Raw genomic sequence first — 18,645 nt, 5'->3', positions numbered from 1 at the left:
GTTGGCCCTGGGTCACTGGATCAGCGACGCGTCGTAGAGGATCGGGTATCCTTCCGCGTCGAAGCGGATGCCCTGGAGTCCGTTGACGGCGAGGGTGTACGTCGGCACGTAGATGGCGACCGACCGGACCTGGTCGATGACGTCGGCCTGGGCGTCCACGTAGATCGCCGCACGGGCCTCGGGGTCCAGTTCCTGTTGCCCGGTGTTGACGAGCCCGGTCAGGGTCTCGTCGTCGGTGTGGCTCAGGTTGAACCCGGACCGACCCGGGCTGGGGATGAACCGCGGGTCATACATCTGGTAGAGCACGTTCGGGTCCACCGCCACCAGGGACAGGCCCATGATGTCGTAGTCGCCCGCCTGGCTCTGGGCCTGCAGCGGCGCGACCTGCTGGAACTGCGTCTCGACCTCGAAGCCGACCGCCTCGAGGTTCGCGGCGAGGAACGTGGCCACGTCCTGGCGCTTCTCCCGGTTCGGGCTGCCCTCCAGGTAGGTGATGCTCAGGCGCTCACCGTCCCGGGTGCGGACGCCGTCCGAGCCCAGGACCCACCCGGCCTCGTCCAGCAGCCGGCCGGCCTCGTCGGCGTCGAAGGCGAAGGAGCCCTCGACGGCCGAGTCGTAGGCGAGCGTCGTCGGTGCGAGCGGGCCCCAGGCCCGGTCGAACACGCCGAGATAGAGGGCGTCGACGGCGGCGTCGACGTCCATCGCCGCACGGGCCGCCTCGCGGACGGCCATCTCGTCGAACGGGGCCCGGGAGGCGTTGAAGTGCAGCTGGTACGGCGCCCCGGACTGCTGCTGGGACAGGAGTGCGAGGTTCGGGTCGCCCTCGATCGCGGCCACGTCCGTCTCCGGGACGTTGCTGCCGACGTTGACGGTGCCGTTGCGCACCGATCCGATCCGCACGGTGGGGTCCGGGATGATCTGGAACGTCAGGTTCTCGAGGTAGGCAGCACCCGTGTGGGTCGCGTTACCCGGTGCCCAGTCGTAGTCGTCGTTGCGGACGAGCTCGACGCGGTCGTTGGGAGTGAAGCTGGTGATGGCGAACGGCCCACTGCCGACGGGAGCGAGGGTGTAGTCGGCGGGCTCGGCCGCGGCGGCCGCCGTCGGGGAGTTGATGCCCATGAACGGCGACGTGAGGTTGTTCAGGAACGGGGCGTACGGCGTGGCCATCGTCACGACGGCGGTGGTCGGGTCGGTGGCGGCGCAGGACTCGTACGGCCCGATCAGCCCGATGGCGTAGATCGAGGCGGTGGCGGGGTCCTTGATGCGGTCGAGGTTGTAGCAGACGGCCGACGCGTCGAACGGCGTGCCATCCGTGAATGTCACGTCGTCGCGGACCGTGAAGGTGTACTCGAGGCCGTCGTCGCTGACGGCCCACTCGCTGGCCAGCCAGGGCTGCAACGCGCCCTCCTCGTCGAGGAACAGCAGCGAGTCGAACACCTGCCGCAACACTCGGGCGTCCTGGGCCGCCGGGGTCACGTTCGGGTCGAACCCGATGAATGGCGAGTCGACCGCGAAGACCGCGGATCCGCCGGCGACGGCCTCCCCCGCTTCGGTGGCCTCGGATCCGGGGTCACCGGAGCCACCGGTCCCGCCCGACTCGTCGCCCTCGCTGGAGCCGCAGGCTCCGAGGATCATCGAGCCGGCCGCCAGCAAGGCCGCGCTGCGCCAGTAGTGCGATCGCTTGGTAGTCATCTGAACTCCCTGGTTGGGTCACGGACGAACGGGGTGTTCCTTAGGGAGGGCTCGCCGTCGAACCCTGACTGTGTGTTGGAGACTACAAACACCCGTTGAAGTCCGCAAGGGTTTGTTGCAGCCTTTAACACGCTGTTGACATTCGGGCGGGTGAGGTACACGGTTGGCGCCAGAGCGCCGAGACTGGAGGCACCACATCGGCGGACAAAGGGGAATCGACATGACCGAGAAGAAGCCGCAGCCGGCGGCACGCAGCGCCACCTCAGGGCGTGCACGCGCCGCCAAGGTGACCGCGTTGCCCGCCAAGGCGCGCGCCACGCGCCCGGCGCGGGTGCAGGCAACGGATGAACTTCCCCCCTGCGACCGGGACTGGCTGATCGCCCTGTTCAAGGGCCTCGTGGAGCCGTTGGGCCGGGCGCTGCCGATCTCTGCCGAGGTGGTGCTGCACGACCTGGCCCTGCTGCCGAACTCCATCGTGGCCGTGCACGGCGACGTGACCGGTCGGCAGGTGGGCGATCCGGCCACGGACCTGCTGCTGGAACGAGCGACCACCGGGGAGCTCGATCACATGATGGGCTACGCCTCGAAGCTGCCGGACGGGCGACAGCTGCGCTCCACCACGATGATCATCCGAGACGCCGCGAACGTGCCCGTGGCGGCGCTCTGCATCAACTCGGACCTGTCCATGTGGCACTCGGTGGAGCGGATCGCCGCAGCGATGGTGGGTGGGGTGCTACCCGCGGCCGAATCTCCCGTGTCCGTCCCGCAGCCCCCGCAGGTGCCCGTCCCCGAGGACACGCCGTCGGAGGTGTTCGCCCGGGACGTGGACGAGCTGGCATCCCATCTGGTGCACCAGGCGGTGACCGAGCAGGGCATCCCGGTCGAGCTCATGAAGAAGGAGCACAAGATCGCCGTGGTGCGCGCTCTGAAGGCGCGCGGCATGTTCCTGCTCCGGGACGCCGTCGAGATGATCGCGGCCACCCTCATGGTCACGCGATTCACGATCTACAACTACCTGAACGAGATCGAGGACGAAGAGAAGGACGGTCCGCCGTCCAAACAGGGCACCACCAAACGAAAGGGCTGAGATGACGCAGACCATGGAGTTCGACGACGTCCGGATCGAGCGCTTGCGCGAGATCGGTGGGGTGAAGTGGTCGATGTTCCCGGACAAGATCGGGGCGTTCGTCGCCGAGATGGACTTCGGCACGGCGCCGGCGATCACCCAGGCGATACACACCGCCGTCGATCTCGGCGTGTTCGGGTACCTGCCGAAGGACCTGGGGGACCAGATGTCGCGGGCGTACGCCGCGTGGTCGCGCACCGTCTACGGCTGGGACGTTCCTGTCGAGAACGTGCGGCCGCTGCCGGACGTGATCGCCGGGCTCCAGGCCACCATCGAGCACTTCTCCGCGCCGGGCACCCCGGTGATCCTGCCGACGCCCGCGTACATGCCGTTCCTGACGGTTCCGCCGGCGATGGGGCGCGAGGTCATCCAGGTGCCGATGCTGGTCGAGAACGGCCGGTACGTCTACGACCTCGACGGCCTCGACGCCGCCTACCGCGCCGGCGCGAACCTGCTGATCCTGTGCAACCCGCACAACCCGGTCGGCCGGGTCCTGGAGCGCGCCGAGATGCTGGCGATCGCCGAGGTCGTGGAGCGTCACGGTGGTCGGGTGTTCTCCGACGAGATCCACGCTCCCCTCGTCTTCTCCGAGCACACCCACGTGCCGTACGCCTCGATCAGTCCGGCGGCGGCGTCGCACACGGTGACCGCGGCATCGGCGTCCAAGGCATGGAACCTGCCCGGGATGAAGTGCGCCCAGCTGATCCTGTCCAACGACGCCGACCTGGCGAAGTGGAGCGAGGTCGGCATGATGGCCGAGCACGGCGCCGCGAACCTCGGCGTGATCGCGAACACCGCGGCCTACACGGCGGGCGGACAGTGGCTGGCGGATGTGCTGCACTACCTCGAAGGCAACCGGAACGTGCTCGCAGACCTCGTCGCCGAGCACCTGCCCGGCGCACACCTCACCCGACCCGAGGGCACCTACCTCGCCTGGATCGACTGCCGCGAGCTCGACCTCGGCCCGGAGCCCGGTGAGTTCTTCGCCGAACGCGCGGACGTCGCCCTCGTGGACGGCAACCGGTGTGGGGAAGCCGGCACGGGGTTCGTGCGCTACAACTTCGCCACGCCACGACCGATCATGGTGCAGTCGCTGGAGCAGATGGGTGCGGCGCTGACGGGACGGTGACGAGACGTGCCTGGCCGCCGCGCTCGATGTAGGAGCAAGGTTCCGCTGCGGTTGCCCTGGGCACAAAGGACCGTGGTCAGAGTCGGCCGGTCCCCGATAGCCGTCGCTTCAACTCCCCACGGACGTTGTCGAGGACTCGTGAGCGGTCGGTACTCCGCAGGAGCCGACTCCACATGCTCTCGGCGCGCTCCAGCGCGTGCGCCACCTGGTCGAGTGACTCGACAGGTAGATCACGGGCCGCAACCAGCAAGGCCACTGCGGCGTGATAGCCGAGGAATGGCTGCTCGGCGGGCATCCGCTCGCCAAGCCAATCCAGGTAGGCGGCGTCGGGGATCGCTTGAAGAATGCAAACGGCCGCCAGCCGGTCTCCCGGCCTCTGGCTTGTGGCGAGATCCGGCAGGAGCGGATAGGCGGACTGGGCAAGGGAGCGCAGCTGTGAGGCAACAACCTCCATCCGGCGGGTCCGTCTGTCGCCAGACTGCATGGTCTCTCGCAGGTGCTCGTACTCCCTGGTCAAGGCCTCCACCTGGTTGCGCACAATGGCATGGTCCGCCGGGGCGATCACGCCTGACCCGCCCTGCGCGTCCTCGATCTGGGCCGTCTGGCCGTGCAGGAGGCGCGCGAGGACCAGGACGAGGTCTCGCCGAACCGTGTCCGAGAACCGGGAGCGGTCCTCGTAGGACCCCACGAGCCCTTGATTGCTCAGTTCAGTGCGGAAATCGAACACTGCTTTGAGCTGATCCGCATGCTCGCCCGCGACCTTCGGCGGTATCGAAGCTTCGCAGAAGTAGAAGAGAAGGTGGGCCGGTCGACGTTTCGTCTCCCACCCGCGGCGTGCCGACAGGAACTCATGCTCGGTACCTGATCCTGCGGTCCCGGTGGGTGTGCCGAAACGCGACCACATGATCCCCAGGAAGACGTCGTAGTCCTTGGGGAGTTGGTCATCGACCACCTCCTGCGGGCTACCGGTGAGGTCCGGGTGGGTGTCCGTCTCCCACCGGATGACTTCGAGCTGGGTGTCGAGTTCGGGGAGCAGTGCCTGCACGGTGGTGTTGAGTTCTTCGATCACCTCGCCGCACTGGCGGCGCTCGTCGCTCACATCGCCGGGTGACGAGACGAAGATGCGGATGTGCCGAGGCATTTTGCCCTCCCTCGCGCGGTCGTCACTGACCCGAATCTCAGCGTAGACCCGCGCCGCGGCAGGGATCGTCGGAACGAGCGGCGCACAGCTCCACAGGCCGTCGCAATGACGGCGCTGGCTGACTTGGGGGAAGCGCGCCGCCCACAGGATCCCGGCGCGTTCACCGGACGCTCCCGGCACCGGTCGGCCATGCTCGGACCATGAACCCGGTGCGGTCCCCCAGGCCCCGCGGCGCGAGACGCGCCTGGGCGCTGCTGTTCATCCTCGCCCTCGGCCTGGAGATCGTCGTGGACGGCTACCTCATCGTCCAGGGCTCGTCCGACGAGCGTGCCCTCGCTCTCGGCGTGATCGGTGTGATCGCGTTCGGGATCTACTACACGATGCGGTGGCTGTTCGGGGACGACTCGGTGTTGCTGTCGCTGGCCACGACCGTGCTGTTCTCGCTCGCCGGGATCCTCCTCAGCACGGCGGTCGGTGCCACGATCTTCCTGCTCGGCGCCGGCGTGACCCTGCTCGCGATCGACGTGCGGCTCAAGCGACGGGATGCGCTGGCGACCGCGTCCGGCACTATGGGGCGATGACGACACTCGCCCAGCTCCGCAAGGCCGCGCTGGCGCTGCCCGAGGTCGAGGAGACCACGCACTTCGGGATGGTCGCGTTCACGGTCCGGGGCACCGGATTCGCATCCGTCACGAAGGACCACGCCGTCCAGCTGAACCTCGCCGAGCCGGACCTCGACGCCGCCTTGGCTGACCTGCCCGCCGGCGAGCAGGTCCTGCGTGGCGGACGCCCGATCGGCTTCCGGATCCCCCTGGCCGACATCAACGGCATGACACTCAACCATCTCGTCCGGCGCGCCTGGTTCGCCCGTGCACCGAAACGGCTCGCGGCCTCGGTGGCAGCCGCCGATGCGGCCCCGCCCGGCGCCGGCGGGGACCTACCGGCCGCGATCGGCGCCCCGGCAACGCGCGCGCTTGCCGGCGCCGGGATCACCACCCTCGGGCAGGTCGCCGAGCGCTCCGAGGCCGAACTCCTGGCACTGCACGGGGTCGGCCCGAGGGCGGTGCGGATCCTCGCCGACGAGTTGCAATGTCGCGGGCTCACCCTCGGCTGATGGCGCGCCATGCGTGAAGCCCCACCCGATCTGGGCGACGTGGACGTCGTCACGCTCCTGCGCGACGCCTGGGAGCTTCCGGCAATCTCGGCGGAACACCTGCCCTGGGGCTTCGGTGCCTGGCACTGGCGGGCCACCGAGGCCGGCGGTCGGCGCTGGTTCGTCACCGCCGACCGCCTTTCGAGGCCGGGCCGACAGGAGGAGCTCGAGGCGACCTACGGTGCGGCCCGCGAACTGTTCGACCGGGGCCTCGCCTTCGTCGTGCCGACGGTCCCGACCACGGCGGGGCCCCTCACGCAACGCCTCGGTGGCTACGCGCTCAGCGTCACCGAGTGGCTCGAGGGTGAGCGCCCCACCGGCGAGCTGACCGGGCTCGGCGCGGAGCAGACCATGACCGCGCTCGCCGCACTGCACGGTGAGCAGCCGCCGTCGGGCATCGGCGTCTGGAACCACGCACTCACCGATCGGGGCGACCTCGAGGGCCTCGCTACGACGAGCGAACCTCAGTGGTCCGGCGGACCACTGAGCGGCGAGGCCCGCGCGCAGGTGCGGGCGCACCTGGCCCGGATCCCGGTGTGGATCGCGCGCTACGACGCGCGCGTCGCAGCCGCACTCGCGACTCGGGCGGGGTGGGTCGCCACCCACGGCGAACCGGGTCCGCACAACCAGATCGTCACCGCACAGGGCCGCCGCTGGGTGGACTGGGAGTCCCTGCGGGTGGCCCCGCGCGAGCGCGACCTGACCGACCTGGCCCGCACGGCCGGGCGGATCCCGGGCGACGTGGCCGCCGATCCGGAACTGCTGGAGATGTTCGACCTGCGCTGGCGCCTGGACGAGATCGCCACCTTCTCGGCATGGCTGCGCGGTCCGCACACCGGTACCGAGTCCGACCGCGTGGCGCTCGGCGGCCTCGTCGAGGAACTGACCCGCCCGGACTGGCTCCCCGGCGACTCGTAGGCGCCGGCCGATCTCACAGGAACTCGCGGTCCGCCGTCGCGCCGTCGACGGCGTGCAGACCCGACGGCCGGTCGGACCGGTCCACGGCCGCGCGACGGCCCTGCGGCTCCTTCGCCGTGAAGAGCGCGACCTCGCGCCGCAGCAGTCGTGGCGAGAGGTCGACGCGCAGCGCGGTGTCCGCGTCGGCGGGCTCGAGCCGTACGGTCGGGCCGACCTTGTCGTTGAGCGACATCCGTTCGGCCGCGGGGTAGGCGACCTGCGGCAGCCAGAGGCGCGCGGTCTGCACGTAGTGCTGGTTGGCCGCCCGGGCCGGCGAGGTGAACATCTCGTGGGAGAACGTCGTCTCGCTGATCGTCGTGGGCAGGAAGAACGCCGGCTCCTCCTGCCAGACGTCATCGGAGTACTTCCCGACCCGGCCCACCCTGCGGTGCGGGAGGTCGAGCTCGCCGTCATTGCTGAGCTGCCGCAGGCGCCTGGTCCGCTCCTCACCGAGGAAGGCGCGGGCCTCCCCCGATCCCCAGAACTCCATCAGTTGCCCGCGCGCACCCAGGTCGCTCCCGGAGACGTCCGTGTCCACGTCGAGGTGACCCTGCTGCTGGCTGCCCGGGACCCTCTCCGCGAAGCGCTCGTAGGCTTCCGCGAACGCCTGCTGGGCCCACCCCTCGGTGTAGACCGCGCGGTAGGCCGCGACGAGCAGGCGGGTGCTGATGTCGACCTGCTCCTCCTCCTGGCGCGCCACCGCCATCGCCGCAGGGAACCGTTCGATCACGTCGTCGGTGAGGTCCTCGTACACGGCCTCGGTGGGTTCCCACGGGCGGTGGACCACCTCGCTGATGACGCGGGCCCAGGCGCGCCACCCGGCGAAGAGCAGGCGCAGCCGGGCGAGCTGCTTGCCCTCCCACAAGAACAGGGCGGCGTCCCGTCGCTGCCGGGCCAGCACGTTCGCGACCTCCCACTCGTAGTGCCGGAAGGCCTTGTAGAACGCGTGGTTGAAGCCGATCAAGACCACCAACGTGAGCACCACGACCCCGACGGTGATCCACGCGTAGGCGGACCAGTCGGGCGCCCCGTCGACCTGCGTGGCCCAGATCCAGACGCCGGCGATGACCAGCGCGGCGATGACGAGGGTCCACCGCCACTGCCGGAGCAGTCCACGCTTGGCCCGGTCGAGCGCCTCGGTCGCGGGCGCCGTCACGTCGTCGCGCCGGTCGAGGAACCGCTGGCGGCTCACTTCGAGCTCGTCGAGGCGCTTGGCGACGTCCTCGCCGACCCGTGACATCACACTGCGGTCGTTCTGAGCGCGCCAGCGGGCGAAGTCCGCCTCGACGACGCGGGTCTCCCGGACGGCCCTCTCGGCGCCGGCGAGAGCCTCGGCCAGGCGGGCGTCCTCGTGCTCGGCAGTTGGCTCGGGAGCCTGATCGGGCGACGGCGTCGGGCCCGGCTGCGGGGGTGGCGCCGCCGGGGCGTTGGCTCGCTCGGCGGCCCGGATGGCCCGGACCTCCTGCAGTCGGATCAGCTCGGCTTCCCGGGCCTGCCGTTCCCCGGCCAGGTCGAGCCGGTGGGCACGCAGGTCATGGACGTCCAGGGCGCCGATCAGAGCCCCGTCCCGGGTGCGGAACGCGGCGCCGGGCGCGGGCACGACGTCACCGGGCCGAAGGACCTCGCGCACGCCGGTCTGGGTCGGGGACTCCATGCCGGGGATCGGGCCACCGTCCGCCAGGCCGAAGGCGAGGTTCCGCAGGGTGACCCACGTGCTGGCGGGAGGCGGGGTGCCACGGGTCGCCTCGTAGGCGATCTCGTCGTCCATCGTGCGTCGAGCAGAATCGATGGCGTCCCGCGCGACGGCCTCGGCGTTGTCGACGGCCCGCGGTCCGACCGTGACCAGCACGCCCGATCCGCGGCCGACCAGATGTTCCGTGGCCGACCGTTCGAGGCTGGTCCGGCTGCTGTTCGCCGTCCACGCGGCAACCGCACCGACGGTTCGCAGGTTGAACCGGGCGGCTCGGCCGACCGCGCTGCGGAACCCCTCCCTGGTGCGCTCGGGGGCATCCCCCTCGGGTGGCGCCTGCGCCGCCCACTCCGGCGCGGCCAGCACCGACTGCGCTGCGCGACGCGCGATGAGGTCGGGTTCGCTCGCCGGCGCCGCCCAGGTGACCACGCGTCCGGGCCCGTCCGGGCCGAGAGTCACGGGCTCGAGCGCCTTGCGGGCCAGGACATCCACGACTCCCTCGCCCACGACCGAGCGGATCGAGAGCCTCGCCACGACGACGTCGTCCGGGTTCGACGACGAGTCGGTGGTGACCTTGTCGAACGCCCCGCCCGGGATCCCGCGCAGGATGCCTGCGGCCACCGAGACCGCCGCTGCGGCATGGCCCGCGTAGTTCTCCGAGGCTCGGACGTAGATGGACATCCGGTCCAGGTCGGGCCGGTCCTCGGGCGAGATCACCACGTTCGCCTCCCACCTGGGTGCGAGGATCTCGCTGGGCAGCCCGGTCACACCGGAGGCCGGGATCACCACGACCGTACGGTGCAGCCGGGTCATGATGCGCCCGGAGGGGTCCCGCGGCAGCGCCCGCTCGATCGTGGCACCGACCTCCTGGCCGAGGTCCGTGACCTCGGCCGAGACCGCGTCCTCGGTCACCGCGAACTGCGCGACGGCAACCCGGACCAGGTCGAGCCGGAACCGGCCGAGGTGGGCGAACAGATCGACCCGGTGCTCACCGTCGCGATCGACGAGCACCGCCGTCACATGCACCGGCTCCGGCGGCGCCTCGATCACATCGACGGGGTCCACCCACAGCGACGCACCCGTGATCCCCTGCTTCGTCCAGACGGCGACGAGGGAACGGACGTCCTGCGCGGGCCGGCCGCCGGCGATGATGACCGAGGCGCTCTCCATCAGAGGAACTCGCGTTCGTCGTCCACGAAGGAGTCGATCGCCCGGTACAGGTCACGCAGCGCCGACCGGATCAGGTGCCGCAGATCGAACGACCCCGGATAGCCGAGCAGCTCGTTCGCCTGCTCGAGCTCGTCGAAGTGGCGGCTGAAACCCTTCGCGATCCGCTCCACGTCCGCCTTGGCCGCAGCCCGGCGGTCCTCCGGTATCGACGCATCGACCTCCGTGTCCTGACCGCGGCGGCCCTCCTGGATCCAATCCCGCAGGTCCGCCGGGAGATCGTTCGTGGCACCTTCGCCGAGATCGAGGAGCCGGAAGTACGGGCGCATCGGCGCCAGGGACTCCTCGTCGTTCACGCGCAGGAGCGTCAGCGAGAGCGACTCGAGGATCTGCGGCAGCGCCTCGGCGCCCCGCCCGTCCCCGACCAGCAGTGGGTCCTCGAAGGCGAGCCAACCCGCCGCCCCGGCGGAGCCGGCCGGCACGTACAACCGCACGGGGGACGGCTGCACCTGCTTGAGCAGGGCCGCGACGAAGTAGCCGCGGACCATCGCCGCGAGCGTGATCGGGTGCATCGGCACCGCCTCGCCGAGCGGGCGCGCCCGACGCCAGCGCCAGAACTCCTCGCGGTCGGCGAAGGTGGCCTTCTTGCTCCCCCAGTCGCTGGCGATCGGGCGCATCAGGCTGTCGAAGACCACCGGCTCGTAGGGCTCGGCCAGCACGGTGAAGATGTCGATGAAGGCGGCCTCGGTGTCCGAGAACGCCTGCTCGACAGCGGGCCCGAACTGTTTGCGCGCCTCGAGGACGTTGATGAGTCGTTGCCGTGCCGCGGACTTCTCGGGCAGTGGGATCTCACTGAACTGCCGCGAGTACTGGATCTCCCGGTTGTGCACCCGGGTGAGGACGGCGGTGTTGACCCGGACCAGCGGTGACCCGGCGTTCAGGGCGGCGACGAACTGCCCCTCGAACCGCGCCAGCCGGTCCGCGTGCTCCTTGGGCGAGACACCGTCCTCGGAGAGGTAGGACCGCAGCCCTTCCTGCATGTAGCCGCCGATCGGGGTCCCCGGTTCCCGGATCCACCCGGTCGCCCGGCCGAGGACGTCGTCGGTCGAGACCGCCATGGACACGGCCGCCCGGGCCGGCGCCGCGGACGAACCGCGCTGGAACTGGGCGTCCGAGGGGACCCACCGCTGGGCCAGCCGGAGCAGGCTCTGCCGGGCGCCCTCCTTGCGCCCGGTGAGGATCTGCCGCTCGGCCACGCCACGTGCCTCGCGCTCGAACTCCAGGCCGACGGTCCGGGTGATCAGGGCACGCAGGGTCGTCGGGAACGTCTCGACGTCCTCGAGCAGGAACTCGTTCGGCCCCGGCTTGAGCCGTGACGGGATCACGTCCCCGGAGGGCCAGGTGGAGACGACCGACCCGCGACCGTCCAAGCCGCTGGCCACGTCCGTGCCGAGGGACTCCACGCCGTGGTCGACCGCCTCGGTGAGCGGCTGGAGCAGACCCTTCGAGAGGTCGGCCACGAGCCCGACCGCCATCTCGCGGACCTCGGCCTCCTGTTCCCACTCCAGCGTCTGCACGGCCCGGTCCACCGCCGACTCGACCTCCTGCTCGGTCACGTTGCGGTTCGAGCCGAGAACCCGGCTGATCTCCGAGTCCAGGTCCGCAGCCCAGCGGCGCCGGTGGTCGGCCTCGCTGCGCAGCTCGCGACCGACCTCCTCCAGCTCGGCGACGAGCCGCTTCAGCATCGCCCCGGCCACCGGTCCCCCGTGCTTGGCCACGGCGTCCGCGGTGACGTCGACGACGCGGACCTGGATGGCGTCGACCCATTCGCGGGAGCGCTGCGTGCGCACGCCGCGCATCTGGGCCGCGAACTGACCGCGCCGGTCCACCACCGCCTGCCGGATCCTGATCCGCACGTCGTCGGTTGCGAAGCCCTTGCCGCCGGCTGCGACCCGGAGCACGTCCATGACCTCGGCGGTGAGCTGGTTGCCGGCGGCCTTGACATCGTCACCGCGCTGCAGCGCCTCGATGATGTCGTTGCGCTCCTCCCCGCGTTCGTCGAGCCCGGTCTCGGCGAGGTACGCGCCGAACGCGTTCGTGGCCTGCTCCTGGATCAGCTGCCGCGGGGGACGCTCGTCCTCACGGCTGCGCAGCACCTCGTGCCGGTTGAGCACGAGCTCGACGACGGAGCGCGCCAGGTGCTCGGAGGCGTAGTCCCGGAACCGGTCGCGTCCCAGGCCCACCCGGGCCGAGCCGAGGGCGGTGAACGGCGTCTCGGTGCCGCCCGGGTGCAGCCGCAGGTGATCGGTGACGGCCTGGGCCGTGGAGGCCCACTGGGCCTGGGTGTAGGCCGAGAGCCTGTCCTGCAGGCTGGAGCTGGCCACCCAGGACGCGATGGACCGGCCCATCGCCCGGTACACGTCGTTCTGTGTCTTGTAGGTGACGTGCTCGTTCCGGGCACCCACCAGGAACGGGAACCGTGGCCCGAGCCGCCGGCTCGAGCCGGTGGAGATCCCGGCGGCCTGGAACATCTCGCTGGTGCTCTCGCTGGGGCCTTCGACGCTCCAGTAGCCACTCATCAGCTCGGCCAGCGCGCCGAGCGAGTTCGGCCGCACGCCGCGGCGCAGTCCCTCGTCGAGGTCGTCGAACACGTCCGGGCAGTACAGGATGCCCACGGACTCGTTCGCCCACTTGTCCCCGAGCGAGCGGATCACGTCGCACACGTCCAGGACGGCACCGGAGCCACTGCCACCGGCGATCGAGGCGATGACGATGACCTGCGGGTCGTCCGCGACCGTGCGCGACGGTGAACCGAGTGCCTCGCTGAGTCGCTGCAGCTCGCTGGTGACCTCCGCCCCGGTGAGCTGGCGGCGGGCCTCGCGGACCGCCGTCGCGATGCGCTTGAGCTGGGACAGCGCGATGGTGCGCCCGAGCGCGCGATACTGCCCGGCGCCCTTGCTGGCGGGCACGTGGACCTTGTCCGGGTCCGGCCGCCAACCCCCGAGCGCGTCCCGGGCGTGGGTGCCCGCGGACTGGATCAGGGAGTCGTCCAGGGTCCGGTAGTCGATGCCCGAGCCGACCAGGCCCTGGTAGGACCGCTCCGGCAGCTGCTCCGGGAGGTCCCGCTCGTTCCCGTCCGCGGTGGTCGGGACGTCGATGTGCAGGAACTGCCAGGCGCTGGGGATGCCCTCGGTCCAGCCGGCCTGCAACAACCGCCGGCTGAGGTCCTCACGGATGACGCGCAGGGTCTTGCCACCTGAGCCGCCGACGCCGACGAGCAGAAAGGGACGAAGCATGTGAGTTCCTCGATGGGAGTGGGTGGGCGTGTGGTCTGTTGAGCGCTACCGGCGTGGCGGTGGTGGCGGTGGCATCCCGCCGTCGGTCCGGCGGGGTGGCGGTGCCACGGTGGGCGACGGCGGGTGGCCGGTTCTGCTCGGGGGTGGCCCGTCGCGACGCGGCGGTGGGGGCGCCGACGGCTGGGTCGCCACCCCGCGGCGCGGTGGCGGCGGCCCGCCGACGCTGCCGGGGTCCGCGCCCGGCCCGGATCCGGGGCGGGCCGCAGGTGAGCCGCCGGGGACACCCGGTGCGCCGGGTGGGCCGCCCGCCGTTCCGGCGTCCGCCGGAGCGGACGGGGTCGGCGCCGACCAGGCCTTGTGCGCGCGCTCGATCTCCTTGCCCCAGGTGACGCGGCCGAGCTCGGCCAGCCGGTCGGGCAGGATCTGCGCGACGCTCGCGGTCTTGCCCGGGTCGATCACCATGACCAGCGTGCCGCGGATCGTGTCCGCCGGCGCGCCGGGCTCGGGCCGGTCGGTGAGGATCACGAACCCGGTGGAGCCCGGGAAGTCGGTGAACCGGACCTTCGGATCACGGTGCCCGGTGGGCCGCTGCGTGATCGGCACCTCCGAACCGGTCCCGGCCACGAGGGCCTGGGCCTCGGCGAACGGGTTCCGCGGGCGGTGCACCCAGTGGCGCGCCGTGCCGGCCGTGAAGCCGGTCGGCCTGCCGCTGGCACCGAGGCCGCGGAACTCCTCCGGCCCGAGGATCCTGGTGGCACCGTCCCGGCGCTCCGGCCCGCGCGCGGTCAGCGTGATCGGCGCGGCGACGTAGCGCGCGAACGGGCTCAGGTCGAACCGGCCGGCGATGCGCCTGGTCACGACCAGTGCCGTATAGGCGAACAGGAGGGCCGCGAGCACGAGGACGGCGACGAGCCAGTTCCGGGTGGCCGCGTCCACCGGGCGCACCATCGTGGCCGTGACCGGCACCTCGAGCGTGATCGGGTCGCCGGGGTCCACGCCATGCAGCTCGACCGGCAGGAGCCCGTCGACCCGGCCGTCGGCCTGGTCGGCCGTGGTGAGGGTGACGGGCACGTCGAGGGTGGCTCCGGCCTCCAGCTCGATGCACTCCTCGCCCGCGACGAGCGACGCGGTCCCCGCCCGCTCGGGCACGGTCACGGTGCCGTCACCGAAACAGACCTGCGTCGGACCGCGGTCGGCACCGGTCAGGGTCAGGACCGCCTCGGCGGAGGTGGCACCGTCGAGCCTGCCCAGATCCAGTCGCGCCGGGCTGAGGGTCGGGAACGAGGGCGGGTAGGCCGTCTCGAGGGCGCGTTCGGCGGCGACCGGCCCCAACGCGATCGCGTTCGGGGTGGTCTCGGCCGTGGCCCGGGCGGCCACGACGAGCGATGAGACTGCGGCATCGGCCGGCACCGTGATCTCGCCGGTCCACCCGTCGGCGACCTGCGAGAACGTGGTCGCCACGCCGTCGACACTTGCCTGCAGGTCCACGGAGCCGTACACGTCGGGGGCGACCGTCTGGCCCGCGGCGTCGCGGGCGGTGATCCGCACTTCGCTGGGCTCGCCGATCACGATGCCGTCCGGGGCGTCGACCGTGAGGCTAACCCCCCAGAAGTAGTACAGGTCGACGACCGTGACGGCGTTCGGGTCGGTGACCAGGGTCCAGGTGCCGACGCCCGCCGCCGCATCCGTGATCGCGACGTCGACCGTGCTCAGCGTCCCGCCCTTGAGCAGGCTCACGGTCGCGCCCGGCGCCTCGGTGACGGGTGCGTCCAGGGTCACGACGGTGCCGTCCGGCGCGGCCAGCTGGAGCGCGGGAGCACCGGCGGCGGACTCGACCACGAGCCGGAACCCGCCCACGCCGGGGTCCACCGGTACCGGCAGCCGACCGTCGACGCAGCCGGGGCCGGGGCACTCCTGCGACTGCGCGGGCGTGCCACCCTCCAGGAGCGCGCCCATCTGGGCGAACAGCCGGTTCAGCAGGCTCGCGTCGTCGGCCGTCATGAACGCGCCGTTGGTCACGTTCGCGGGCACCGGGCTGGTGCCGCAGACCTCGGACCCGGCGCTGCCCTCGGCGAGGGCTTGGAAACGGTCCCGGTCGATCTGGTCGACCGCGCCCTGGCCCTGCGCGGTCATCAGGCCCATCGCGATGACCGCGACACCGTCGGCCCGTACCCCGTCGATGATCCCGCCCGGCGCGCAGATCTGTTCCCGGGCCGCGTCGGTGGCCGGCCGGTCGCCCCGGCCGTCCACGTCGAGGCGCCCGTCGGTGAGCCACAGCATCATCTTGCAGGTGGCCCCACCGACCTCGGCGCTGCGGGCGGCGAGCGAGGACTGGGCTCCCGAGAGTGCCTCGCGATAGTCCGTGAGGTTCGCGCCGTCCCGCTCCGGAAGCTGGTCCTGAGCGGCAGTGCGCAGCTCTGCGCCGTGGGCGCCACCGGGCTCGAGGCCGCCCCAGCCGACGAGTTCGGTGTACTCGCTGCCGAAGACGGCCAGGTTCGCCTCGACCGTCAGCTCCGTGTCACCGCCGAGACGTTCGAGCGAGTCCAGCGCCGTGAGCACCGCGCCGACCCGCTGGTCCTCCGGGTCGGTCCACTGCAGGCTCTGCGACTCGTCCACGACGATCGACACGAGGAGCGTGCCGGCCTGAGCGGTACAGGCGGCGATGTCCGAGAAGCTCTCCGAGCCGGTGGCGCTGAGCTCCCCCGCTGCGTCGGCGTGCGCGGCCGTGCCCGCGGCCAGCCCGAGCGCGACGGCCAGCACGGTCAGCGCCGTCACGATGCCCGTGCGGCGCCCGGGCCTCACCACTTGGCGACCTCCGTGGCGAGCAGGTATGCGCAGGCGACGCCGGCGAGCACGCCGACGACCATCGTGATCGTGACGATGCGATCCAGGCCGGGGCTGGGACGGAAGACCTTGCTCCGCCGGGCCGCCCGGATGCTCCGGTACACGGCGGCGAAGACGACCGCCACCACGGCGCCGAGCAGGTACCCGATCAGGCACAACCACCAGGTGGCCTCGGTCAGGTTCAGGGCGACGACGGCGATCGCACCGAGCACGGCGAGGACCTCAAGCACGACGGGCCAGCGGGCCGCCCGTACCGAGAGTGCTGTCGTCGTCACGTGCCCTCCCGTTCGGGTCTGCGCTGATGCACCTGCTGCCCGACCCGCGCTCGCGTGGGTCCTGCCTGAACTTCGGTCATCGTAACTTCGGCTCCTGACATACCGGACCCAGATTCGCCTGAGACGCAGCGCACAGGCTCGCTCGGGCGATCGAGGTGGATCCGCCGTGCCCGCGTGGCAGCATGGGTGCCGCCATGCCAGTCCCTGCCTCGACCGCGGCGCTGCCGCCGCCCCCGCGCCGCCCGGTCTCCCACGATCCCCACGGTGCCATCGGGAGCCCGCGTCGGCGACCCGGCCGGCTGCGTGTGATCGCCACCGCAGCCGCGGTCCTCGTGCTCGCCGCGGCGCTGTTCCTGCTCTGGCGGCCGGCACCCGAGGCGACGTCCGCGCCGGCCGCACCGACGCCGTCGGCCATCACACCAGCAGCACCGGCGACCGAGGCGACCACCGGCCCGGGCGAACCCGCGGAACCGACAGCGCAGGCACCGTTACCAGGGACCGCGCTCGCCTCCGTCGAGCTGCTCCCGGTCACGGCGAACGACCCGTTCGAGGGCTACGACCGGGACGCGTTCGGGTACCGATCGGTGGACCTGGACCGCAACGGCTGCGACGTCCGCAACGACGTGCTGCGCCGTGACCTGGTGGACGTGACGATCCGTCCGGGGACGAACGGCTGTGTGGTCGAGACCGGCACCCTGCGGGACCCGTACACGGGCATGGTCATGGCGTTCCAGCGGGGTTCGGACACCTCGGGCCAGGTGCAGATCGACCACGTCGTCGCGTTGGCGAACGCGTGGGTCACCGGCGCGCAGGACTGGGACGCGACCACGTTCGAACGCTTCGGGAACGACCCGCTGAACCTGCTCGCGGTCGACGGCCCGGCGAACCAGGGCAAGGGCGCCGACGACGCTGCCGAGTGGCTGCCGCCGAACACGGGGTTCCGGTGCGAGTACGTGGCGATCCAGGTGGCCGTCAAGCTCGCCTACGGGCTGTCCGTCACCGCCGCCGAGCAGGACGCGATGCTCGACGTGCTCACCACCTGCCCGGCGCAGCCGTTGCCGACCGCGGCCGGCACGGCGACGCCGTAGCGTGTGCGGGCCTAGGATTCTGCAGTGGACTCCTCGCTGATCGTTCGCCCGGCTCGGGTCGAGGACGTCGCGCAGCTGGCGCGGGTCATCGTGCGGTCCTGGCAGGAGACGTATCGGGGACTCATGTCGGACGCGGTGCTTGACGACCCGGGCCTCGTGCCCGCTCGGGAGCGGTTCTGGACTGCCGCGTTGACCGACGAGCGCTACCGCGAGAACCGGGTGGCGCTCGCCGAGCTGGATGGCCAGGTGGTCGGGGTCGCCATGTCGGGTCCGCCGCTGGACCTCGGGGTGGCGTGGACGAGGCACCTGTACGTGCTCTATGTGCTGGCCCTCGCCCACGGCACGGCTGCCGGCTCGGCGCTGCTGGAGGCCGTCCTCGATCCGGACGAGTCGGTGGCGCTGTGGGTCGCCGACCCGAACCCTCGAGCACAGGCGTTCTACCGCAAGCACGGTTTCGTTGCCGACGGGACGATCCAGGTCGAGGACGGGGTCCGGGAGGTCCGCCTGCTCCGCGGCGTGCCGCCCGGTCGCTAGTGCGACGGTGCGCTCCCGGCAGGCGTCGCCGAGGGCCGGACTGAGACCCGGACCGCGTCAGGGGCGCCCGGCGACCGGGTCCGCTTCGAGGACCCGCCGCATGTCGAAGTTCGTGAGTCGCACGCCACCGCGAACCGGAAACCGTTGCGCCTCGACGACGAAGCCGTGCCGCTCGAAGAACGGTCTCGCGGTCAGGCTCGCGTGCACGGTCAGTTCCGTCAGTCCACGCCCGACGGCGGCGCTCACCACGTGCTCGAGCAGTGCGGTCGCGATGCCTCGCCGTGCGTAGCCGGGATCGACGAACATCATGTCGATGTAGCCGTCCTCGCCCAGGTCGGTGAACGCGGCCACGGCGCCGTCCACGACCGCCACGACCGTGCCCGCGGCGGCGCGCCGGGACGCCCATCGCTCGGCGTCGACGTCCTCGGGCGCCCAGACCGCGATCTGCTCCGGGGTGTAGTCGCGACTGGCGATCTCACGGATCGCCCGCTGGAACACGCCGAGCGTGGCCGCGGCGTCGTCGTCGGTGTAGGCGCGTAGTTCCACGCCCGCC

Annotated in this window: 14 protein-coding genes; 7 read left to right on the top strand and 7 right to left on the bottom strand. The window is 71.6% G+C overall.

Features of this window, described 5'->3' with window-relative positions; all coding sequences use genetic code 11:
• Positions 1–12: 12 nt before the first annotated feature.
• On the bottom strand, positions 13–1,692 hold the full coding sequence (locus GKS42_RS12535; protein WP_154794125.1) for an ABC transporter substrate-binding protein: 1,680 nt from the start codon (positions 1,690–1,692) through the stop codon (positions 13–15).
• Between the two features lie 220 nt (positions 1,693–1,912).
• On the opposite strand from GKS42_RS12535, the gene GKS42_RS12530 reads away from it, so the two are divergent.
• Both GKS42_RS12530 and GKS42_RS12525 read left to right on the top strand, forming a co-directional pair.
• Positions 1,913–2,779, top strand: coding sequence for a helix-turn-helix transcriptional regulator (locus GKS42_RS12530; protein WP_154794124.1), 867 nt, complete (start codon positions 1,913–1,915; stop codon positions 2,777–2,779).
• 1 nt (position 2,780) lies between these two features.
• Positions 2,781–3,947, top strand: coding sequence for a MalY/PatB family protein (locus tag GKS42_RS12525; protein ID WP_154794123.1), 1,167 nt, complete (start codon positions 2,781–2,783; stop codon positions 3,945–3,947).
• A gap of 76 nt (positions 3,948–4,023) precedes the next feature.
• On the opposite strand, the gene GKS42_RS12520 is transcribed toward GKS42_RS12525, so the two are convergent.
• Positions 4,024–5,088 (bottom strand): DUF4062 domain-containing protein, encoded by a 1,065-nt coding sequence (locus GKS42_RS12520; RefSeq protein ID WP_154794122.1) that lies wholly within the window; start codon positions 5,086–5,088, stop codon positions 4,024–4,026.
• 200 nt (positions 5,089–5,288) lie between these two features.
• Here GKS42_RS12520 and GKS42_RS12515 point away from each other — a divergent pair, with 200 nt between their 5' ends.
• Genes GKS42_RS12515 through GKS42_RS12505 form a run of 3 tightly spaced genes read left to right on the top strand, consistent with a single transcriptional unit; the run spans position 5,289 to position 7,159 of the window.
• On the top strand, positions 5,289–5,669 hold the full coding sequence (locus GKS42_RS12515) for a hypothetical protein (RefSeq protein ID WP_154794121.1): 381 nt from the start codon (positions 5,289–5,291) through the stop codon (positions 5,667–5,669).
• Positions 5,666–6,202 (top strand): hypothetical protein, encoded by a 537-nt coding sequence (locus GKS42_RS26515; RefSeq protein WP_154794120.1) that lies wholly within the window; start codon positions 5,666–5,668, stop codon positions 6,200–6,202. Before GKS42_RS12515 ends, GKS42_RS26515 begins: the two co-directional genes overlap by 4 nt.
• A gap of 9 nt (positions 6,203–6,211) precedes the next feature.
• The gene (locus GKS42_RS12505; RefSeq protein ID WP_154794119.1) at positions 6,212–7,159 is read left to right on the top strand and encodes an aminoglycoside phosphotransferase family protein; all 948 of its coding nucleotides are present in this window, start codon (positions 6,212–6,214) and stop codon (positions 7,157–7,159) included.
• Positions 7,160–7,172: 13 nt separating this feature from the next.
• On the opposite strand, the gene GKS42_RS12500 is transcribed toward GKS42_RS12505, so the two are convergent.
• Genes GKS42_RS12500 through GKS42_RS12485 form a run of 4 tightly spaced genes read right to left on the bottom strand, consistent with a single transcriptional unit; the run spans position 7,173 to position 16,470 of the window.
• On the bottom strand, positions 7,173–10,058 hold the full coding sequence (locus GKS42_RS12500; RefSeq protein ID WP_154794118.1) for a hypothetical protein: 2,886 nt from the start codon (positions 10,056–10,058) through the stop codon (positions 7,173–7,175).
• Entirely contained in the window at positions 10,058–13,351 is a 3,294-nt protein-coding gene (locus tag GKS42_RS12495) for a tubulin-like doman-containing protein (protein WP_154794117.1), read from the bottom strand. Before GKS42_RS12495 ends, GKS42_RS12500 begins: the two co-directional genes overlap by 1 nt.
• 45 nt (positions 13,352–13,396) lie before the next feature.
• Positions 13,397–16,156, bottom strand: a complete 2,760-nt coding sequence (locus GKS42_RS12490) for a hypothetical protein (RefSeq protein WP_154794116.1) — start codon at positions 16,154–16,156, stop codon at positions 13,397–13,399.
• Positions 16,150–16,470 (bottom strand): hypothetical protein, encoded by a 321-nt coding sequence (locus GKS42_RS12485; protein ID WP_154794115.1) that lies wholly within the window; start codon positions 16,468–16,470, stop codon positions 16,150–16,152. The genes GKS42_RS12490 and GKS42_RS12485 overlap by 7 nt, the downstream gene beginning before the upstream one ends.
• Before the next feature lie 194 nt (positions 16,471–16,664).
• Here GKS42_RS12485 and GKS42_RS12480 point away from each other — a divergent pair, with 194 nt between their 5' ends.
• Both GKS42_RS12480 and GKS42_RS12475 read left to right on the top strand, forming a co-directional pair.
• The gene (locus tag GKS42_RS12480; RefSeq protein WP_154794114.1) at positions 16,665–17,558 is read left to right on the top strand and encodes an HNH endonuclease family protein; all 894 of its coding nucleotides are present in this window, start codon (positions 16,665–16,667) and stop codon (positions 17,556–17,558) included.
• A gap of 24 nt (positions 17,559–17,582) precedes the next feature.
• Positions 17,583–18,092: a GNAT family N-acetyltransferase gene (locus GKS42_RS12475; RefSeq protein WP_232848039.1), complete on the top strand. Its 510-nt coding sequence runs from the start codon at positions 17,583–17,585 to the stop codon at positions 18,090–18,092.
• A gap of 57 nt (positions 18,093–18,149) precedes the next feature.
• Here the strand turns inward: GKS42_RS12475 and GKS42_RS12470 are convergent, their stop codons facing one another.
• On the bottom strand, positions 18,150–18,638 hold the full coding sequence (locus GKS42_RS12470) for a GNAT family N-acetyltransferase (RefSeq protein WP_232848038.1): 489 nt from the start codon (positions 18,636–18,638) through the stop codon (positions 18,150–18,152).
• Positions 18,639–18,645 lie beyond the last annotated feature (7 nt).

It is taken from the genome of Occultella kanbiaonis (assembly GCF_009708215.1).
Taxonomy (GTDB): domain Bacteria; phylum Actinomycetota; class Actinomycetes; order Actinomycetales; family Beutenbergiaceae; genus Occultella; species Occultella kanbiaonis.
The sequence above is the reverse complement of the archived record's forward strand: the minus strand, read 5'-3'. Positions and strand labels throughout refer to the sequence as shown.

Excerpts from the sequence above, each read along its gene's own strand:
- GKS42_RS12505 (WP_154794119.1), top strand. The coding sequence starts at position 6,212 with ATGCGTGAAGCCCCACCCGATCTGGGCGACGTGGACGTCGTCACGCTC.
- GKS42_RS12515 (WP_154794121.1), top strand. The coding sequence starts at position 5,289 with ATGAACCCGGTGCGGTCCCCCAGGCCCCGCGGCGCGAGACGCGCCTGG.
- GKS42_RS12525 (WP_154794123.1), top strand. The coding sequence starts at position 2,781 with ATGACGCAGACCATGGAGTTCGACGACGTCCGGATCGAGCGCTTGCGC.
- GKS42_RS12500 (WP_154794118.1), bottom strand. The coding sequence starts at position 10,058 with ATGGAGAGCGCCTCGGTCATCATCGCCGGCGGCCGGCCCGCGCAGGAC.
- GKS42_RS12480 (WP_154794114.1), top strand. The coding sequence starts at position 16,665 with ATGCCAGTCCCTGCCTCGACCGCGGCGCTGCCGCCGCCCCCGCGCCGC.
- GKS42_RS26515 (WP_154794120.1), top strand. The coding sequence starts at position 5,666 with ATGACGACACTCGCCCAGCTCCGCAAGGCCGCGCTGGCGCTGCCCGAG.
- GKS42_RS12535 (WP_154794125.1), bottom strand. The coding sequence starts at position 1,692 with ATGACTACCAAGCGATCGCACTACTGGCGCAGCGCGGCCTTGCTGGCG.
- GKS42_RS12520 (WP_154794122.1), bottom strand. The coding sequence starts at position 5,088 with ATGCCTCGGCACATCCGCATCTTCGTCTCGTCACCCGGCGATGTGAGC.
- GKS42_RS12495 (WP_154794117.1), bottom strand. The coding sequence starts at position 13,351 with ATGCTTCGTCCCTTTCTGCTCGTCGGCGTCGGCGGCTCAGGTGGCAAG.
- GKS42_RS12530 (WP_154794124.1), top strand. The coding sequence starts at position 1,913 with ATGACCGAGAAGAAGCCGCAGCCGGCGGCACGCAGCGCCACCTCAGGG.